Consider the following 14,873-nt stretch of genomic DNA (forward strand, 5'->3'; position numbering starts at 1 on the left):
CTGGGGTGTGGCTGGCGGGTCCGGTCAGCCGAGGATGTCGCGCGCCGTGCGGATCATCGCGGCGATGGTGGGCGGCAGTCGCTCCTGGTCCGGGTCGTGGTGTTTGCCCTCGCGGTGCCGCCGCAGGTTGTGGCCCATGATCGCGGCCATCTTCATGCGGCCCAGGGCGCGGAACCAGTCCATCGCGGGCAACGCGGGGCCGCCACCGCCGTAGGCGTCGAGGAGTTCGGCCTCGGTGGGCAGGCCGGGTACGGCGCGGCCCAGCTGCGGGAAGTTGCGGTGGTCGGCGAAGAGCAGGAACCAGCCCAGGTCGATGCGTGGGTCGCCGACGCTCCAGATCTCCCAGTCGACGACCGCCACCGCGCGCTCGCCGACGCACAGCACGTTCCCGAGCCGGAAGTCGCCGTGCAGCAGCACCGGCGGCAGGCCGTCGGGCACGTCGTCAGCGAGGCGCTTGAGCAACTCCTCGCCTCCCGGCCGCAGTTCGGACGGTACGGCGTGCAGGGTACGGCTCCACCGGTTCAGCTCGCCGGCGGCGTCGAGTGGTTCGGGCGCGTCGAGGCCGGGTGTGCCGACGTCGGTCTCGTGCAGCCGCCGCAGCACGGAGGCGATCTGCAGCATGCGTGCCCGGGCCGTGGCGGCGGGCACCTCGGGTTCGTCCAGGACCGGCTCGACGGCCTCACCGGCGGCGAAGTCCATGGCGAACCAGGCCGGTTGGCTCTCGTCTACAGTGGCCACACCCGGCACCGGCACCGCGGTTCTGGCGAGCGCGCCCAGTACCCGTGCCTGTCGCAGGACGTCGTTGCGCCCGACGGGCCGCTGCCCGGGAGGCACCGCCTTGATGACGTACGCCGCCTCGCCCGCGCTCACCGAATACGTCAGCCCCGAGTGGCCGCCGGGCAGGGGCCTCAACTCGCCCACGGGCGCCCCCGGATGGCGGCGGGCGAGAGCGCCACGGACCCGGGCGGCCAGCTCCGACACCTGCGTGGCCGTGCTCATCGGACGGGCTCCTTGGGCAGGCCGAGCACCCGCTCGGCGAGGATGTTGTGCTGGATCTCGTCGGTACCGCCCGCGATGCTGTAACCGGGCGCGCCGAGCAGGTGCTCCGTCCAGGCGTACGTGCCCCACTCCCCCGTGTCGGCGACGAGGCGCGGCCCGAGGAGCTCGGACACCAGGTCGCTGGTGCGGCGCATGGTCTCGGTGGCGTACAGCTTGCCGACCGAGGCCTCGGCTCCGGGTTCGCGTCCGGCGACGAGGGCGCCGGTCACCCGCAGTCCGATGAGCCGCTGCACGAGGGCGCGGAGGTAGAGGTCGGAGGCCTGCCGCTGTTCGCCGCCGGTGAGCGGGCGGGGCAGGTTCCTGGCCAGGTCCAGGGCACGGTCGGCGTTGTCGAGGCCCAGGTTTCCGGAGTCGAGCCGTTCGGCGGCCAGCACACTCAGCGTGACCCTCCAGCCCTCGCCGACCGGTCCCAGCCGGTCGGTGTCGGGCACGATCACGTCATCGAGGTAGACCTCGTTGAAGCTGGCCCCGCCGGTCATCTGCTGGATGGGCCGGACGGTCACGCCCGGCGCGTCCATGCGCACCAGGAAGACGGTGATGCCGGCGTGCTTGCGTACGTCCGGGTCGGTGCGGCACACCGCGACCCCCCAGGTCGCGACCCCGGCCCCGGAGGTCCACACCTTGTGGCCCCGCAGCACCCAGTGGTCACCTTCACGCACCGCCTTCGTCCGCACCGCGGCGAGGTCGGATCCCGCCTCGGTCTCGGAGAAGAGCTGGCAGGCCAGCTCGTCCGTGCGCAGCATGGGCCGCAGCCAGCGTCCCTTCTGCTCGTCGGTGCCCCAGATGCCGATCGCGGGAGCGACGAGTTGCTGGGTCACGGGGAAGATCTCGGTGCGGTGCGGCACGTGGAAGGCCGCTTCTTCGGTGCGGTAGAGCTGCTCGGAGTACGCGGGCAGCTCGCGGCCTCCGTACGCCCTCTGCCAGTTGAGGGCGCCCCAGCCCTGGTCGTATCGGGTGCGTTCCCATTCCTGGGTGCGGGCGGTGTGCTCGCGTTCCTGCTGCTCGGTCCAGTTCTCGAACACGGCGACGGAGTCGGAGCCGCTGCCCCACGCCCCGTCGGCGGTGCGCGGGCGGGCGACCGTGGCGAGCCACTGCCGGGCCTGCGCGCGGAACTCGTCGGGGTCCGGGATATCGCTCATTTCCTTCCTCTCCTTCCTCCGTCGCGGATCAGCGGGACAGCACCGTGCAGGCGCTCACGCCCGGGGCGCCGTACACATGGGTGAAGCCGACCCTCGGTTCGCCCTGGACCTGGCGTTCGCCGGCCCGGCCGCGCAGTTGCTGGACGACCTCGTAGACCTGGCGCAGTCCCGAGGCCCCGATGGGTTCGCCGTTGGCGATGCAGCCGCCGTCGGTGTTGACCGGTAGGCTGCCGCCGATCTCGGTGGCGCCCGAGGCGATCAGCCGCTCCTGTTCACCGTTCTCGCAGAACCCGCACTCGGCCATGTGCATGATCTCGGCGCCGCTCTCGGTGTCCTGGAGCTGGCACACGTCCACGTCCCCAGGACCGAGCCCTGCCTCCTCGAAGGCGGCGGCGGAGGCATCACGGCTGACGCTGGTGAGCTCGCCCCCGGGGATCCAGGGGCTGAACACCTCGAACGAGCCGAAGCGGCGGGTGCGCACAGCCGCCGAGCGCAGGGTGACCGACGGGCCGTCCAGGGTGCGGGCGACGTCGGGCGAGCAGAGGACGAGCGCGGCGGCGCCCGCTCCTGGCGAGCAGAACATGAAGCGGGTCAGGGGATCGCTGACCATGCCGGAGTCGAGGATCTCCTCGGCGGACACCGGCTTGCGCCGCCATGCCTCGGGGGTCAGCCCTCCGTTGCGGTAGGCCTTCTCGGCGACCAGGGCGAGGGTCTGCGGTGTGATTCCGTGGTCGTACATGTAGCGCTGGATCTTCATGCCGAAGAACTGGGTGGTCACCATCAGTCCGTCGCTGCCGTACTCGGCGCCCAGTCCCCAGTCCTCGGGGCGTGGGTCGAAGGCGCCACGCGGGTGTTTGTCGAAGCCGACGGCGAGGACGACGTCCGCCATGCCGGAGCGGACCGCGTTCACGGCGGAGACCAGGGCGCTGCCGCCGGTCGCGCAGCCGTTCTTGACGTTGACGAACGGCAGCCCGGTGAGGCCGAGTTGGACCACCAGGGTGTCGGCGAGCCCGGCGCTGTCGCTGCCGCCGAACGCCGCTCCCACCCGTGACCACTCGATTCCGGCATCCGCGAGAGCGGTGGTCACCGCGCCGACGGCCAGTTGGCGACCGCTTGCCTCCATGCGGCCGAACGGGGTGCGACCGGCACCGCAGATCAGGACGTCGGCGCTCACGAGCTCCCCTTGTGGCCGGTGGTGGGGCGGGCCCGCGGAACCCCTTCACCCGCGGTCACCGTAAGGGGCATGCCGATGCGGACCTCCTCGACGTCGTCGACGTCGAGGACGGCTGCCACCCGTACGCCGTCCGGCAGTTCGACATAGCCGACCGCGAACGGTACGAAGCCGCTCGGTGGGGCCTGGTACGGCGGTGACTTGGGTGCGTAGCGCTGCACCGTCCAGGTCCACAGGGTGCCTGCGCCGGACAGGGCCGCCGGGTCGGCCGGCCCTCCGCAGCGCGGACACGCGTCGTCCGCGGGGTAGACCGACACCGAGCAGCCGGAGCAGCGTGAGCCCTGGAGTGCGGTCGCCGGACTGCGCGGATCCGTGGTCATGCGGATCAGCGCCCCTGCCACTTCGGCTCGCGCTTCTCCAGGAACGCCGAGACACCTTCGTTGGCGTCCTCGGAGTTGAGCGCCACGCCCACGGCGAGGTGCTCCATCACCATCAGCGACTGGGTGTCGGCGTCCAGGCTCCGGTCGATCGTCATCTTGGTGAGCCACATCGTGAACGGGCTCTTGTCGACGAGGTCCCCGATGAAGTCCTCGACCGTCTCGTCCAGCTTGTCGGCCGGGGCGGACTTGTTGATCAGGCCGAAGTCGACGGCCTCGACGCCCGACAGGAGCTTGCCGGTGAGCATCAACTCCTTGGTCTTGCGGATGCCGATCATGCGCGGCACCCGGTAGATCGGACCGGCCCCGCCGAACAGTGCGCGGCGGATGTGGAAGTCGCCGATCTTGGCGTCGTCCACGGCGATCGCGAAGTCGCAGGAGATCATGATCTCGAAGCCGCCCGCGGTGACGTAGCCCTCCAGAACCGCGACGGAGGGGGTCTTCATCGAGTAGAGGCGGTCGCACACCTTCGCGGACTTCACCGCGACCTCGATGGCGGTCGACTTGCCGACGAAGTCCGCCTTCAGGCTGTCGAGGTCGAACCCCGAGCAGAACGTGCCCCCACGACCGCGGAACACCAGGACCCGCAGCTCGGGGTCCTCGTCGATCTCGGTGATGATCTCGTCGAGCCGGTCCAGGATCGGCACCGTGACGCAGTTCTTCTTCCACGGTCGGTTCAGCCAGACGCGGGCGACATGACCGTCACGCTCGAACTGGATTTCGTCTTCCACTGCCATTTCTGATCCTCCAAACTGAACTGAATTCACTACGAGTCTGCGGAAGTGGTGATCAACTGTCAACCCCCTGGTCGAGATTGCCCCACAGGACGTCCGCCGATCCGCCCCGCTCAGCCCAGCTCCCGCTGCCGTCCGGAATGTCCACGAGGACCTTGAGCCGTCGCCCGTCCCGGACGTCGTGCAGCCCGGCGAGGGTGTCGCGGAGGGCGATGTGATCGAGCCAGCCGTCGGTCGGGTAGTGACCGCTCGCCATGTGCTCGATGACCCTCTCGAAGACCCCGTCCGGGTAGGCCTCACAGCCGAGCAGGGCGAGTTCGGCCAGGCGCACGACGGACGCGTCGATGGCCACCGGGCCGGAGTACAGGGCCACCATCACCACCGGCGCCTGGGCGGCCAACGAGCGGATCGCGGCGTTCAGCGCATCGGTCCGGCCCGAGCATTCGACGGCGGCGTCCACGCCACGGGCCCGGGTGAAGGCCATCACCTCCTCGGCCACGTCGACCACGCCGGGGTCGAGCACCCGGGCCCCGTGCCGTTCGGCCGCCGCACGGCGCGACGGCGAGGGCTCCACCATCAGCACGTCCTCGACACCGTGCGCCTTGAACGCGAACAGCGCGCCCATTCCGACCGCGCCCGCGCCCGTCACCAGCGCGCTGCCACCGCGGGGCACACGGGCCCGCTCCACCGCGTTCAGGGCCACCGCCATCGGCTCCACCAGGGCGCCCTGCTCCAGCGGGACACCCTCGGGCAGCTGATGCACCGAGTCGGCCGGCACGACCACGTACTGGGCGAGGCCGCCGCCCGGGGCGGTCACCCCGATCGCCGCCAGGGCCGTGCACAGGTGGGACAGTCCCGACGTGCAGCGTGGACACACTCCGCAGGTGCGGATCGGCCGTACGCAGACCCGGGCGCCGGGCGCGACCCGGCCGACCCCTTCCCCGCAGGTCACCACGGTCCCGGCGAACTCGTGCCCCAGGGTCTGCGGGAGGGTGGCGCCGGTGAGCGGGTTGGGCACGTGCGTGGCCCGCGGCATCTCGAAGTACTCGTGCACATCGGTGCCGCAGATCCCCGCGTACGCCACGCGGATCTTCACCTCGCCCGGTCCCGGCTCGGGCTCGGGCATCTCCTCGATCCGCAGATCCTTGGCTCCGTACAGCCTGGCGGCCAGCATGCTTCCTCCTCGGTGTCGGTCCCGTACGACACCCTTGAGGTTGCCACCGAACTGAACTTACTTCAATAGAGCGGTTGAGGCCCTCACCTACTTCGGTTCAGCACGGAAGGGCTCAATCCGGCCCGCATCCGCTTCCCGCACGGCGGCATGGAGCTGGGCTGCGCCCACCCGATGGGGCCGAGGGCCATGACGCTCTCCGTGCCCGCTCAGGCCGCGGGTCGAGTGGTGAGGCCGACGAGTTCGGCGAGCCGGGTGCGGTGTTGGTCCGCGGTGCCGAACAGCACCTCGCCGCTGCGTGCCCTGCGCACGTACAGGTGTGCCGGGTGCTCCCAGGTGAAGCCGATCCCGCCGTGCAGCTGGACGTATTCGGCCGTGGCCAGGCGGTAGGTCTCGGAGCAGACCGCGGCGGCGGCGCTCGCGGCCACCGGCAGTTGCGGCGACGCGAGGGCCACGCAGGCGGTCGCGTACGCGGATGCCGAGCGTGCTGCCTCGAGAGCGACCAGCACGTCGGCCAGCCGGTGCTTGACCGCCTGGAAGGAGCCGATGGGGCGCCCGAACTGCCGGCGCTGGGCGACGAATTCGACGGTGGCGTCCAGCGCATGCCCGCTGCCGCCGACCTGCTCGGCGGCGAGCGCGGCCCGCCCGGCGTCGAGTGCCGCCGTCACCTCACCCGACTCGCCCACGGGTGTGGCCGGTGCGCCACGGAACTCCACCAGCGCCTGGCGGCGCGTCTCGTCCAGGACACGGCGCGGTGTCCGCGGGCAGGTGTCCTCGGCCGGCTCGCAGGCGAACAGCCGGGCGCCCTCGGTGGTTCGGGCCCGGACCACGATCAGATCCGCGCCGGCTCCGTCCAGTACGAAGTCGACCGCCCCGCGCAGCACCCACCCCGGCCCGCTCCGCTCGGCGCCGACGCCGGGCTCGGCCTCGTCGAACCCGGCCACCGTCGCGGTGAGCGTGCCGTCCGCGATCCGCGGCAGATAGCGCTCGCACGCCTGCTGGTCCCCGCTGTTCAGCAGGGCGTGCGCGGCGAGGACCACCGTGGGGAGCAGTGGCGCGCAGTACAGCGCACGCCCTGATTCCTCCAGCGCCACGGCCAGTTCGGCGAAGGTGAAGCCGGACCCGCCGAACTCCTCGGGAATCGCCAGACCATGGACCCCGATCTCGCCCGCGAGCCGCGTCCACAGCGTCTCGTCGTGTCCGCGCGGGGTGGCCAGGTGCTTGCGGACGTCCTCGGGACCGCTCTCCTCGGTGAAGAAGTCCCGCAGGACCGTGCGCAGTTCCCGCTGTTCCTCGGTCTCGGACAGCAGCTGGGGGTCGATGTCGGGGTGACGGGGGTGCATGGGGTCTCCATCGCGTTGGGGTGGCGGAGAGCGAGTGGGCAACTGGACGGGGGCCGAGGTCAGCTGGAGGAGCCGCGCGTCCCGGGTCCCGTTCCGTACGGAACGTTCCTGGTGACCGACTCCGGAAGCTCTTGGCTCGGGTCGATCGAGATCGTCTTCGTCTGCAGGTACTCCTCCACGGCGTAGGGACCGTGCTCGCGACCGATCCCCGACTTCTTGAACCCGCCGAACGGCGAGCCCAGGTCGGCTGCGAACGTGTTGACCGAGAACGTGCCGGTGCGCACGCGTCGGGCGACCTCGAAGCCGTGTGCCGCGTCCGCCGTGAACACGGAGCCCGCCAGCCCCAGGTCACTGTCGTTGGCGATACGGACGGCGTCGTCCTCACCGCGGTGGGGGATGAGCGAGGCGACGGGTCCGAAGATCTCCTCCCTGGAGACCCTCATCTCGTTGTGGGCGTCGGTGACGAGTGTCGGCTCGTAGTACCAGCCACGCTCCAGGTGCGACGGGCGGCGGCCACCGTAGGCGATCGTCGCGCCCTCCTTGCGTGCCACATCCACGTAGTACTCGACGCGTTCCCGCTGGCGCGAGGTGACCAGCGGTCCGACCACGGTGTCGGCTTCCATGGGGTCGCCGACCTTGAGCGACGCGAAGCCGTCGGCCAGGGCCTCCGCATAGGCGCGGTACTGGGACTCGGGGACCAGGAGTCGCGACAGGGCCACACAGCTCTGGCCTGCGTTGGTGCCGGCGGTGGCCCCGACGAGGGTGGGCAGCACGTCCTCCAGCTTCGCGTCCTCGAGCACGATGGCCGCGGACTTGCCTCCGAGCTCCAGCACGCACGGTCGGACGAGTTCTCCGCAGGCCGCCGCGATCTTGGCGCCGACCTCGGCCGAGCCGGTGAAGCTGACCATGTCCACACCGGGGTGGCGTACCAGGTACTCGGACTCCGCGGCTCGCGCCGCGACGATGTTCAAGACACCGGGCGGCAGGCCGATCTCCTCACAGATCTCACCGATGACGAAGGTCGCCAGCGGGTTGGGTTCGGTGACCTTGACGATGACGGTGCAGCCCGCGACCATCGCCGGCCCGGCCTTCTGGCCGATCGCCGGAAGCGCCAAGTTGTACGCCGGGAAGCCGGCGACCACGCCGACGGGTTCCTTGACGACCAGGCTGGCACCCGCCATGGGGATGATGCTGCCTCCTGCCGACCTGCCCGCGAGCGGGGAGAGGTCGCTGATGCGCACCTCGGCGGTCTGCAGGCTTCGGCCGATCTCGGCGCAGTAGTTGAAGCTCATGACGGGCGAGACCGTCTGGTAGACCTGCGACAGGAACAACGTGCAGCCGAGTTCTTCGGTGATCAGCTCGGCGAGTTCGGCCTGCCGCCGCTCGATGCCGTCGGCCAGACGCGAGAGACAGCCGGCTCGCTCTGCGGGGGTGAGCCGGGGCCACTCCCCTTCGTCGAACGCGCGCCGGGCCGCGGCGACCGCGGCGTCGATGTCCTCCTTCGAGGCGGCCGGGACGCTCCCGATGCGCAGCTCCGACCTCGGCGAGATCACGTCGAAGTGGTCCGTGCCTGAGGCTGCTCTCCACGCCCCGTCGATGAAGAAGGCTTTGTGATCGATCGTTGTCATCTTCGACTCCTGTTCGACTCCTGCGAGGGTGGTGATGCCGTCGAACGACATGGTCAGGTGCGGTGGGTCGGTGGGGCGGCCGACGAATCCGACGACCAGGGCGAGCAGCACACCCGCCAGTGCGGCGAACACGGCACCGACCGCGAAGGCCGGCGCCGACTGGGGCTCGGGTGCGATCCCGATCGAACGGCCGGCCATCGGATGGGACGTGGCGGCCACCAGCCGCATCCGCAGGGCGCTGCGTCCGAAGGGATACGCCACCAGAGCCATCGCGACGGCGGCCACCGCGATGGTCAACAGGCTCTATGCCGGTACGGCGGTGCTCCCGGGGGAGACGGAGCCCTCCACCAGGCTCGGGAAGAGCCGTGGCCGGTCGTCCCGGATCGTGCTGATGGCGCTCTCCGCGATGGGCGAGACGCCCATGGTCATGACGAGCGCCGTGAGGAGTTCCCCCCGTACGAGCGGTCTGATCACCGCTTCCCGGGCCACCAGGCCGACCGCGGCGGTCGTGACGATCGCGGCCACGGCGGCCAACAGCAGTGGCAGACCGCGCTCGTTCAGCGCCGGCACCGCGTACAACCCGACGGTCGCCAGGCCGGCGAGGGCGAAGTCGACCACGTCGGCCGCCCGATAAATGATCACCAGCCCGAGGCCCATCAGGCCGTGCACCGCACCACTAGCGAGACCGCTCACCAGGATGAGCAGGAACTGATCCACGTCGACCGTCTCCTCGCGCCCGGACCCGCGCGCCCGGCACACTCACCGTTACCCGCGCGCATTACAAACTGAACTCAATTCATGCACCGTAAGCAACGGGCCGGGGAGGGGCAAGACCCCTGCACGAGTTGATTCCAGCGCTTTCCACCCGGGAGAGCCGGGGCCGACGACACGAGCCGGCGCGCCGGCCGGAGTGACGCCCATCGGAGTGACGCCCGTCAGCACATGCCGCCCGCCCCGGCCCGGTCAGGTCGTGAAACGGCCGCCGTTGGCCAGCAGCACCGCGCCGACCAGGTTCGCCGAGGCCTCGCTCGCGAGGAACAGGGCTATGTCGGCGATCTCCTCGGGCGTCGCATAGGGGCGGACCCGGGGGTCGGTGAAGCCGCCGCGCAGGACCTCGGGCGTGCGGGCCGCCATCCCGGTCTCCGTCGGACCGGGCGCGACCACGTTCACCCGGATCCCGGACGCGATGACCTCCTTGGCCACCGCCTGACTCAGCGCGTGCACCCCCGCCTTGGAGGCCGCGTAGTGGGGATAACCGACCGGGGTGTCGAAGGCCGAGGAGGAGCCGATGACGACGATCGCACCCGCCCCCACCGGCCGCATCGCCCGTACCGCGGCCCGCAGCACATGGAAGGTGCCGTCCAGGTTGACGCGCGTGACGCGCCGCCATGCCACGTCGTCGAGCCGGTCGGTCACCTCGACAGGCCGCCCCTCGACGAGGGCGTCCGCGATGAGCCGCTTGGCCTCCGGGTCGTCGACGCCCGCGGCGTGCACGACGACGTCCAGCCGCCCGTGTGCGCGCAGTACGTCGTCGACGACCGCTTCGACCGCGGCGGCGTCCGCCACGTCGAGCGGCACCGCACGGCCGGCCGTCAACGTCTTGGCGACGACCTCGGCCCCCTCACCGTTCACGTCCGCGACGACCACGGCCCGCGCCCCCTCGGCGGCCATCCGCCTGGCGACCGCCGCCCCTATTCCGGAGGCGGCACCCGTCACCAGTGCGACGCCGCCCTCGAACCGGGACCCTCGCTCATTCCCGTCCATCCCACGCACTCCCTCTCGACACGTCTCGCCGTCGGCCCATCATTATTGAACTGACTTCGTCTCTGTTACCGTCACCGTCGGCCAACTGACAAGACCCGGGACGGTGTGCATGAAAGCGGTGCGGCTGACTGAATGGGGACGCGAGCCGGCGCTCGCCGAGCTGGAGCGCCCGATCCCGCGCGGGGCCGAGGTACTGGTGCGGGTCGAAGCCGCAGGGCTCTGCCAGTCCGACGTCCATGTCATCGACGCGGCCGAGGGAGCACTCCCCTACCGGCCGCCGTTCACCCTCGGCCACGAGGTCGCCGGTCACGTGGCGGCCCTCGGCCCCGACGCCGAAGGAACGGCGGCGGGTGAACGCGTGGTGGTCTACGGCCCGTGGGGCTGCGGCAACTGCACCCGCTGTGCCGCCGGTCGGGACAACTACTGCGACCGCCGGGGCGACCTCGGCTGGCACGGGGCCGGGCTCGGCCGGGACGGCGGGATGACCGACTACCTCCTCGTCCCCTCGGCCCGCCACCTGGTGCCGATCGGTGACCTGCCCGCCACGCAGGCGGCGCCGCTCTCCGACGCGGGCCTCACGTCGTATCACGCCCTCAGCGGAGTGCGGCACGCGCTCGGCGAGGGCAGCGTCGCCCTGGTCATCGGTGTCGGCGGGCTCGGGCACCTGGCCGTCCAGCTGGTGCGTGCGACCACCCCGAGCCGGGTGCTGGCGGTCGACATCCGCGAGGAGGCGGTGGATCTCGCTTTGCGGTCCGGCGCGCATCTCGGCGTCCCGATGGGGGCGGACACGGCCAAGGTGCTCAGGGCGGAGACCGGCGGTGTGGGAGTCGACGCCGTCCTCGACTTCGTCGGCAACGAGGCGACGTTCGCTCTCGCCGTCGACCTGCTGCGCCCCGGCGGGGAACTGGCGGTGGTCGGCAGCGGCGGCGGCCGGCTGACGGTGCGCAAGCCGGGTTTCCTTCCCGCGGGTTTCCGGCTCTCCCTGCCGTTCTGGGGCACCCGCCCCGAACTCGCCGAGGTCATCGCCCTGGCCCGCGCGGGCTCACTCCACGTCGAGACGGAGCAATTCGCCCTGTCCGCGGCACCCGAGGCATTCGGCCGGCTACGCCAGGGGCGGGTGCGAGGCCGAGCGGTTCTGCTGCCCGGCTGACACGCGCCTCCCGCCTCTCTGCTGATCGACTCTGATTGAAGAGACGCGATCAATCGTGTGCACGACTGTTGCCTGCCGGACCCGACGCGCTTACATTCACCTGAACTGAACTCAGGTTACACGACATGGAGGCACGGCGTGAGCCGTAGCCCGGTCGACAGGAGAAGTGCCATGAGCCGTCGCAGAACCAGTTCGAAGGGCCGCACCCGCGCCACAACGGCCCTGTTCACCACCGCCGCACTCCTCGCCCTGGCGGCGTGCGGCGGCAACTCCGACGCCGGGAGCTCGGCGAAGGCCGCCGGCGGCAACCCCGCCGGTGTCAAGGCGGCCAAGGAGGTCCTCGCCCAGTACTCGAAGCGTCCGACGAGCATCGGTATCACGCAGCCGGTGGGCAAGCCGGTCCCGACCGGCAAGAAGATCGACTTCATTCTGTGCGGCGTGCAGTCCTGCCAGGACCTGGCGAACTACTTCACCCAGGCGGCCAAGGTGCTCGGCTGGAGTGTCAACAAGATCCCCACCCAGGGCACCCCGCAGTCGGTCCAGGCCGCCTGGACGCAGGCGGTGCGCGACAAGCCCGACGCGGTCATCGCCTCCGGATTCCCGCGCAGCGTGTTCGCCAGGCAGTTGAAGCAGCTCAAGGACATGGACATCCCCGTCGTCGAGTCCTCCACGGACGACACCGCGGGCGACGGCATCAGCATGCTCATCGACGGGCCCGACGTCGTGGACGTCGAAGGCAAGATCATGGCTTCCTGGGTGACCTCCGACAGCGGAGGCGACGCCGACACCGTCTACTTCGACATGCCGACCTACGGCATCCTCAAGCCGGTCGCCGACACCTTCCGCAGCGACTACGAGAAGTGGTGCGCCGGCTGCGGGTACGACAAGGTCGACGTGCCGATCAGCGCCATCGGCAAGGACATGCCGGACCGCGTGGTCTCGTACGTCCGCGCGCACCCCAAGGTCACCCACATCACCTACTCGCTCGCCCTGCTCAACGTGGGCGTGCCGGCCGCGCTGCGGGCCGCCGGACTGCAGAACAAGGTCCACACGATCGTCAACGTCGGCGAGTCCACCAACTACCAGTACATCGACTCGGGTCAGACACAGGCCGCCGTCGCGTTCAACACCATGGAGAACGCGTGGGCGCAGGCCGACGGACTGGCACGGCACTTCAGCGGCCAGTCGATGAAGGTGACGCAGGACGCGAAGCTGCCGTTCATGCTCGTCGACAAGGACAACCTGATCTCGACGAAGACGCAGTTCCCGCTCGTCGAGGACTACCAGGCCCAGTTCAAGAAGCTGTGGGGCAAGAGCTGACGTCCGTTCCCGACGTCCCCGCCACAGCCTTCCACCACATCACTGACGCTTCGCGGCCCTGAAGTTACTTCAGCTTGGCTCACGGCCCGATCGCGCGACGAGGTGCATACGGGAGTCATCGCATGTCCACACAGCTGCTCGATCTCACCCGTTCCCGTTCCTATCAACCCCACGGCGGCCGGACAGCGGCAGCCGTACGCTCCGCGCCCACTGCCCTCGACGACGGCCACCGGAGGGTGCCGGCCCCGCTGGAGAAGGACCTGACCGCCCCCGAGAGGCCGCGAAGGGCGGTGGGCGCGTCATGGGCAAGGTGATCGAGGCCGACTGGGTGGTCGTCGGCGGTGGCAGCGCGGGATGCGTGCTGGCCGCCCGGCTGAGCGGGGACCCCACCCAGGAGGTCGTGCTCCTGGAGGCCGGACCGGACTGGCGGTCCGCCGAGGCGCCGCCCGAGATGCGCAGCATGAACGGCTGGCGGGCGCTGGACGAGACGGCGTGCGCACCGTTTCAGTGGCCCGGTCTGGAATCGCGGCGCAGCAGCGCTCAAGAGCGCCGCCCGCATGTGCGCGGCCGGGGTCTCGGCGGCTCGTCGTCGGTGAACGGAATGATCGCCATCCGTGCGCTGCCCGGCGACTACGACAGCTGGGCGTCCTACGGCTGTCCCGGCTGGTCGTACGAGGAGATGCTGCCGTACCTGCGGCGCATGGAGAGCGACGCGGACTTCGGCGACCGGCCCCACCACGGCGCCGACGGGCCGATCCCGGTGCAGCGGCTCGGGCGCGAGGCGTGGGGCCCCGCCGACCATGCACTCGCCGAAGCCGCGCTGGACATCGGCCACGCGTGGTGCGACGACCACAACGGGCCCACGGGCACCGGCGTTTCGCCGTACGGCAGCAACGCCCGCGACGGCGCTCGGGTCACCGTCAACGACGGCTATCTGGAGCCCGCCCGGCAGCGGCCGAACCTGCGGATCGTGGGTGACGCGACGGTCGATCAGGTGATCGTCGAGGGCGGTCGCGCGGTGGGTGTGCGGGTGCGCGTGGAAGGCACCTGGACGCAGGTCCGCGCCGCGCGGGTCGTGCTCTGCGCCGGGGCCGTGCACTCCCCCTCGATCCTGCTGCGTTCCGGCATCGGACCGGGCGGTCCTGTCGCGTCGCTGCCGGTCGGTGAGGGCATGCAGGAGCACCCGCTGGCGCTGTTCTGGCTCCACCAGCGCCCCGAGGCACGGCCCGGCCTGGACGAACGGCAGACCAACTGCTGTCTGCGCTACTCGTCCCGTCTCGCGGGCGCGAGCGAGAACGACATGATGATCGTGTCGATCAACCAGACCCTCGCCCTGCCCGACATGAACGACTCGCACCTGGTGGCCGACGGGGCCCGCGGCACCTGGGGCGGTGCGGGCGGCGGCCACGCCTCGGGCGGCCCGGGGCTGCTCTGTCTGTGGGCCAACCAGGAGTTCTCCCGCGGCACACTGCGCCTGGCCTCACCCGACCCGGACGTCCACCCCGTCATCGAACAGAACCTGCTGAACGACCCCGGCGACCTGACCCGGATGCGGGACGGCGTCCACCGCTGCCTGGAGCTGGTCCGGTCCGGTTCGTTCGACGCCGCCTTCGAGCACATCGCCGTCAACCTCGCCGGCACGGGCATCGACGCGCTCACGGACGACACCACCATCGACCGGTGGCTGCTGGAGACCATCGGCGACACCGGCCACATCTGCGGCACCTGCCGTATGAGCGCGCCCGACGACCCGCGCGCGGTGGTCGACCCGGCCGGCCGCGTGCTCGGCGTCGAAGGCCTGTGGGTCGCCGACGCCTCGGTCTTCCCCGAGGTACCGCGGGCCAACACCAACCTGCCGACCATCGCCGCCGCGGAACGGCTCGCCGACCTCATGACAGGTCGCACGAACCCGATCGCCGCCGTCGAGGGCCTGGCCGTACAGGGCGGGTCGTGATCG

13 protein-coding genes are annotated in these 14,873 nt (G+C 70.9%); 3 read left to right on the forward strand and 10 right to left on the reverse strand.

The features are described 5' to 3' along the window. Positions 1–24 precede the first annotated feature (24 nt). The 10 genes from M2283_RS44145 to M2283_RS44190 form a co-directional block, all read right to left on the reverse strand. Positions 25–999, reverse strand: coding sequence for a phosphotransferase family protein (locus tag M2283_RS44145; RefSeq protein WP_280882235.1), 975 nt, complete (start codon positions 997–999; stop codon positions 25–27). Then, positions 996–2,198 carry an acyl-CoA dehydrogenase family protein gene (locus M2283_RS44150; protein WP_280882236.1) on the reverse strand — a complete coding sequence of 401 codons (1,203 nt, stop codon included), beginning with the start codon at positions 2,196–2,198 and terminating at the stop codon, positions 996–998. Before M2283_RS44150 ends, M2283_RS44145 begins: the two co-directional genes overlap by 4 nt. A gap of 28 nt (positions 2,199–2,226) precedes the next feature. Next, positions 2,227–3,372 (reverse strand): thiolase family protein, encoded by a 1,146-nt coding sequence (locus tag M2283_RS44155; RefSeq protein ID WP_280882237.1) that lies wholly within the window; start codon positions 3,370–3,372, stop codon positions 2,227–2,229. Next, complete coding sequence (locus tag M2283_RS44160; RefSeq protein ID WP_280882238.1) at positions 3,369–3,749, reverse strand: Zn-ribbon domain-containing OB-fold protein; 381 nt, start codon at positions 3,747–3,749, stop codon at positions 3,369–3,371. Before M2283_RS44160 ends, M2283_RS44155 begins: the two co-directional genes overlap by 4 nt. 5 nt (positions 3,750–3,754) lie before the next feature. Then, positions 3,755–4,543 carry an enoyl-CoA hydratase/isomerase family protein gene (locus M2283_RS44165; RefSeq protein ID WP_280882239.1) on the reverse strand — a complete coding sequence of 263 codons (789 nt, stop codon included), beginning with the start codon at positions 4,541–4,543 and terminating at the stop codon, positions 3,755–3,757. 52 nt (positions 4,544–4,595) lie between these two features. Continuing rightward, positions 4,596–5,714: an alcohol dehydrogenase catalytic domain-containing protein gene (locus M2283_RS44170; protein ID WP_280882240.1), complete on the reverse strand. Its 1,119-nt coding sequence runs from the start codon at positions 5,712–5,714 to the stop codon at positions 4,596–4,598. 206 nt (positions 5,715–5,920) lie between these two features. Continuing rightward, entirely contained in the window at positions 5,921–7,054 is a 1,134-nt protein-coding gene (locus M2283_RS44175; RefSeq protein WP_280882241.1) for an acyl-CoA dehydrogenase family protein, read from the reverse strand. A 59-nt stretch (positions 7,055–7,113) separates the two neighbouring features. Then, positions 7,114–8,979: an aldehyde dehydrogenase gene (locus M2283_RS44180; RefSeq protein WP_280882242.1), complete on the reverse strand. Its 1,866-nt coding sequence runs from the start codon at positions 8,977–8,979 to the stop codon at positions 7,114–7,116. 6 nt (positions 8,980–8,985) lie between these two features. Then, positions 8,986–9,399 (reverse strand): ABC transporter permease subunit, encoded by a 414-nt coding sequence (locus M2283_RS44185; protein WP_280882243.1) that lies wholly within the window; start codon positions 9,397–9,399, stop codon positions 8,986–8,988. Positions 9,400–9,645: 246 nt separating this feature from the next. Next, the gene (locus tag M2283_RS44190; RefSeq protein ID WP_280882244.1) at positions 9,646–10,446 is read right to left on the reverse strand and encodes an SDR family NAD(P)-dependent oxidoreductase; all 801 of its coding nucleotides are present in this window, start codon (positions 10,444–10,446) and stop codon (positions 9,646–9,648) included. A 109-nt stretch (positions 10,447–10,555) separates the two neighbouring features. Between M2283_RS44190 and M2283_RS44195 the strand changes: the two genes are divergently transcribed. The 3 genes from M2283_RS44195 to M2283_RS44205 all read left to right on the forward strand — a co-directional run bounded on the left by M2283_RS44195 (position 10,556) and on the right by M2283_RS44205 (position 14,870). Further along, positions 10,556–11,596 carry an NAD(P)-dependent alcohol dehydrogenase gene (locus tag M2283_RS44195; RefSeq protein ID WP_280882245.1) on the forward strand — a complete coding sequence of 347 codons (1,041 nt, stop codon included), beginning with the start codon at positions 10,556–10,558 and terminating at the stop codon, positions 11,594–11,596. 171 nt (positions 11,597–11,767) lie between these two features. Further along, positions 11,768–12,916, forward strand: a complete 1,149-nt coding sequence (locus M2283_RS44200) for a substrate-binding domain-containing protein (RefSeq protein ID WP_280882246.1) — start codon at positions 11,768–11,770, stop codon at positions 12,914–12,916. A gap of 301 nt (positions 12,917–13,217) precedes the next feature. Next, positions 13,218–14,870, forward strand: coding sequence for a GMC family oxidoreductase (locus M2283_RS44205; RefSeq protein ID WP_280882247.1), 1,653 nt, complete (start codon positions 13,218–13,220; stop codon positions 14,868–14,870). The last annotated feature ends 3 nt before the right edge of the window (positions 14,871–14,873 follow it).

The organism is Streptomyces pseudovenezuelae, assembly GCF_029892565.1.
Taxonomy (GTDB): Bacteria; Actinomycetota; Actinomycetes; order Streptomycetales; family Streptomycetaceae; genus Streptomyces; species Streptomyces pseudovenezuelae_A.

Excerpts from the sequence above, each read along its gene's own strand:
- M2283_RS44170 (WP_280882240.1), bottom strand. The coding sequence starts at position 5,714 with ATGCTGGCCGCCAGGCTGTACGGAGCCAAGGATCTGCGGATCGAGGAG.
- M2283_RS44145 (WP_280882235.1), bottom strand. The coding sequence starts at position 999 with ATGAGCACGGCCACGCAGGTGTCGGAGCTGGCCGCCCGGGTCCGTGGC.
- M2283_RS44165 (WP_280882239.1), bottom strand. The coding sequence starts at position 4,543 with ATGGCAGTGGAAGACGAAATCCAGTTCGAGCGTGACGGTCATGTCGCC.
- M2283_RS44195 (WP_280882245.1), top strand. The coding sequence starts at position 10,556 with ATGAAAGCGGTGCGGCTGACTGAATGGGGACGCGAGCCGGCGCTCGCC.
- M2283_RS44175 (WP_280882241.1), bottom strand. The coding sequence starts at position 7,054 with ATGCACCCCCGTCACCCCGACATCGACCCCCAGCTGCTGTCCGAGACC.
- M2283_RS44150 (WP_280882236.1), bottom strand. The coding sequence starts at position 2,198 with ATGAGCGATATCCCGGACCCCGACGAGTTCCGCGCGCAGGCCCGGCAG.
- M2283_RS44190 (WP_280882244.1), bottom strand. The coding sequence starts at position 10,446 with ATGGACGGGAATGAGCGAGGGTCCCGGTTCGAGGGCGGCGTCGCACTG.
- M2283_RS44200 (WP_280882246.1), top strand. The coding sequence starts at position 11,768 with ATGAGCCGTCGCAGAACCAGTTCGAAGGGCCGCACCCGCGCCACAACG.
- M2283_RS44205 (WP_280882247.1), top strand. The coding sequence starts at position 13,218 with ATGGGCAAGGTGATCGAGGCCGACTGGGTGGTCGTCGGCGGTGGCAGC.
- M2283_RS44160 (WP_280882238.1), bottom strand. The coding sequence starts at position 3,749 with ATGACCACGGATCCGCGCAGTCCGGCGACCGCACTCCAGGGCTCACGC.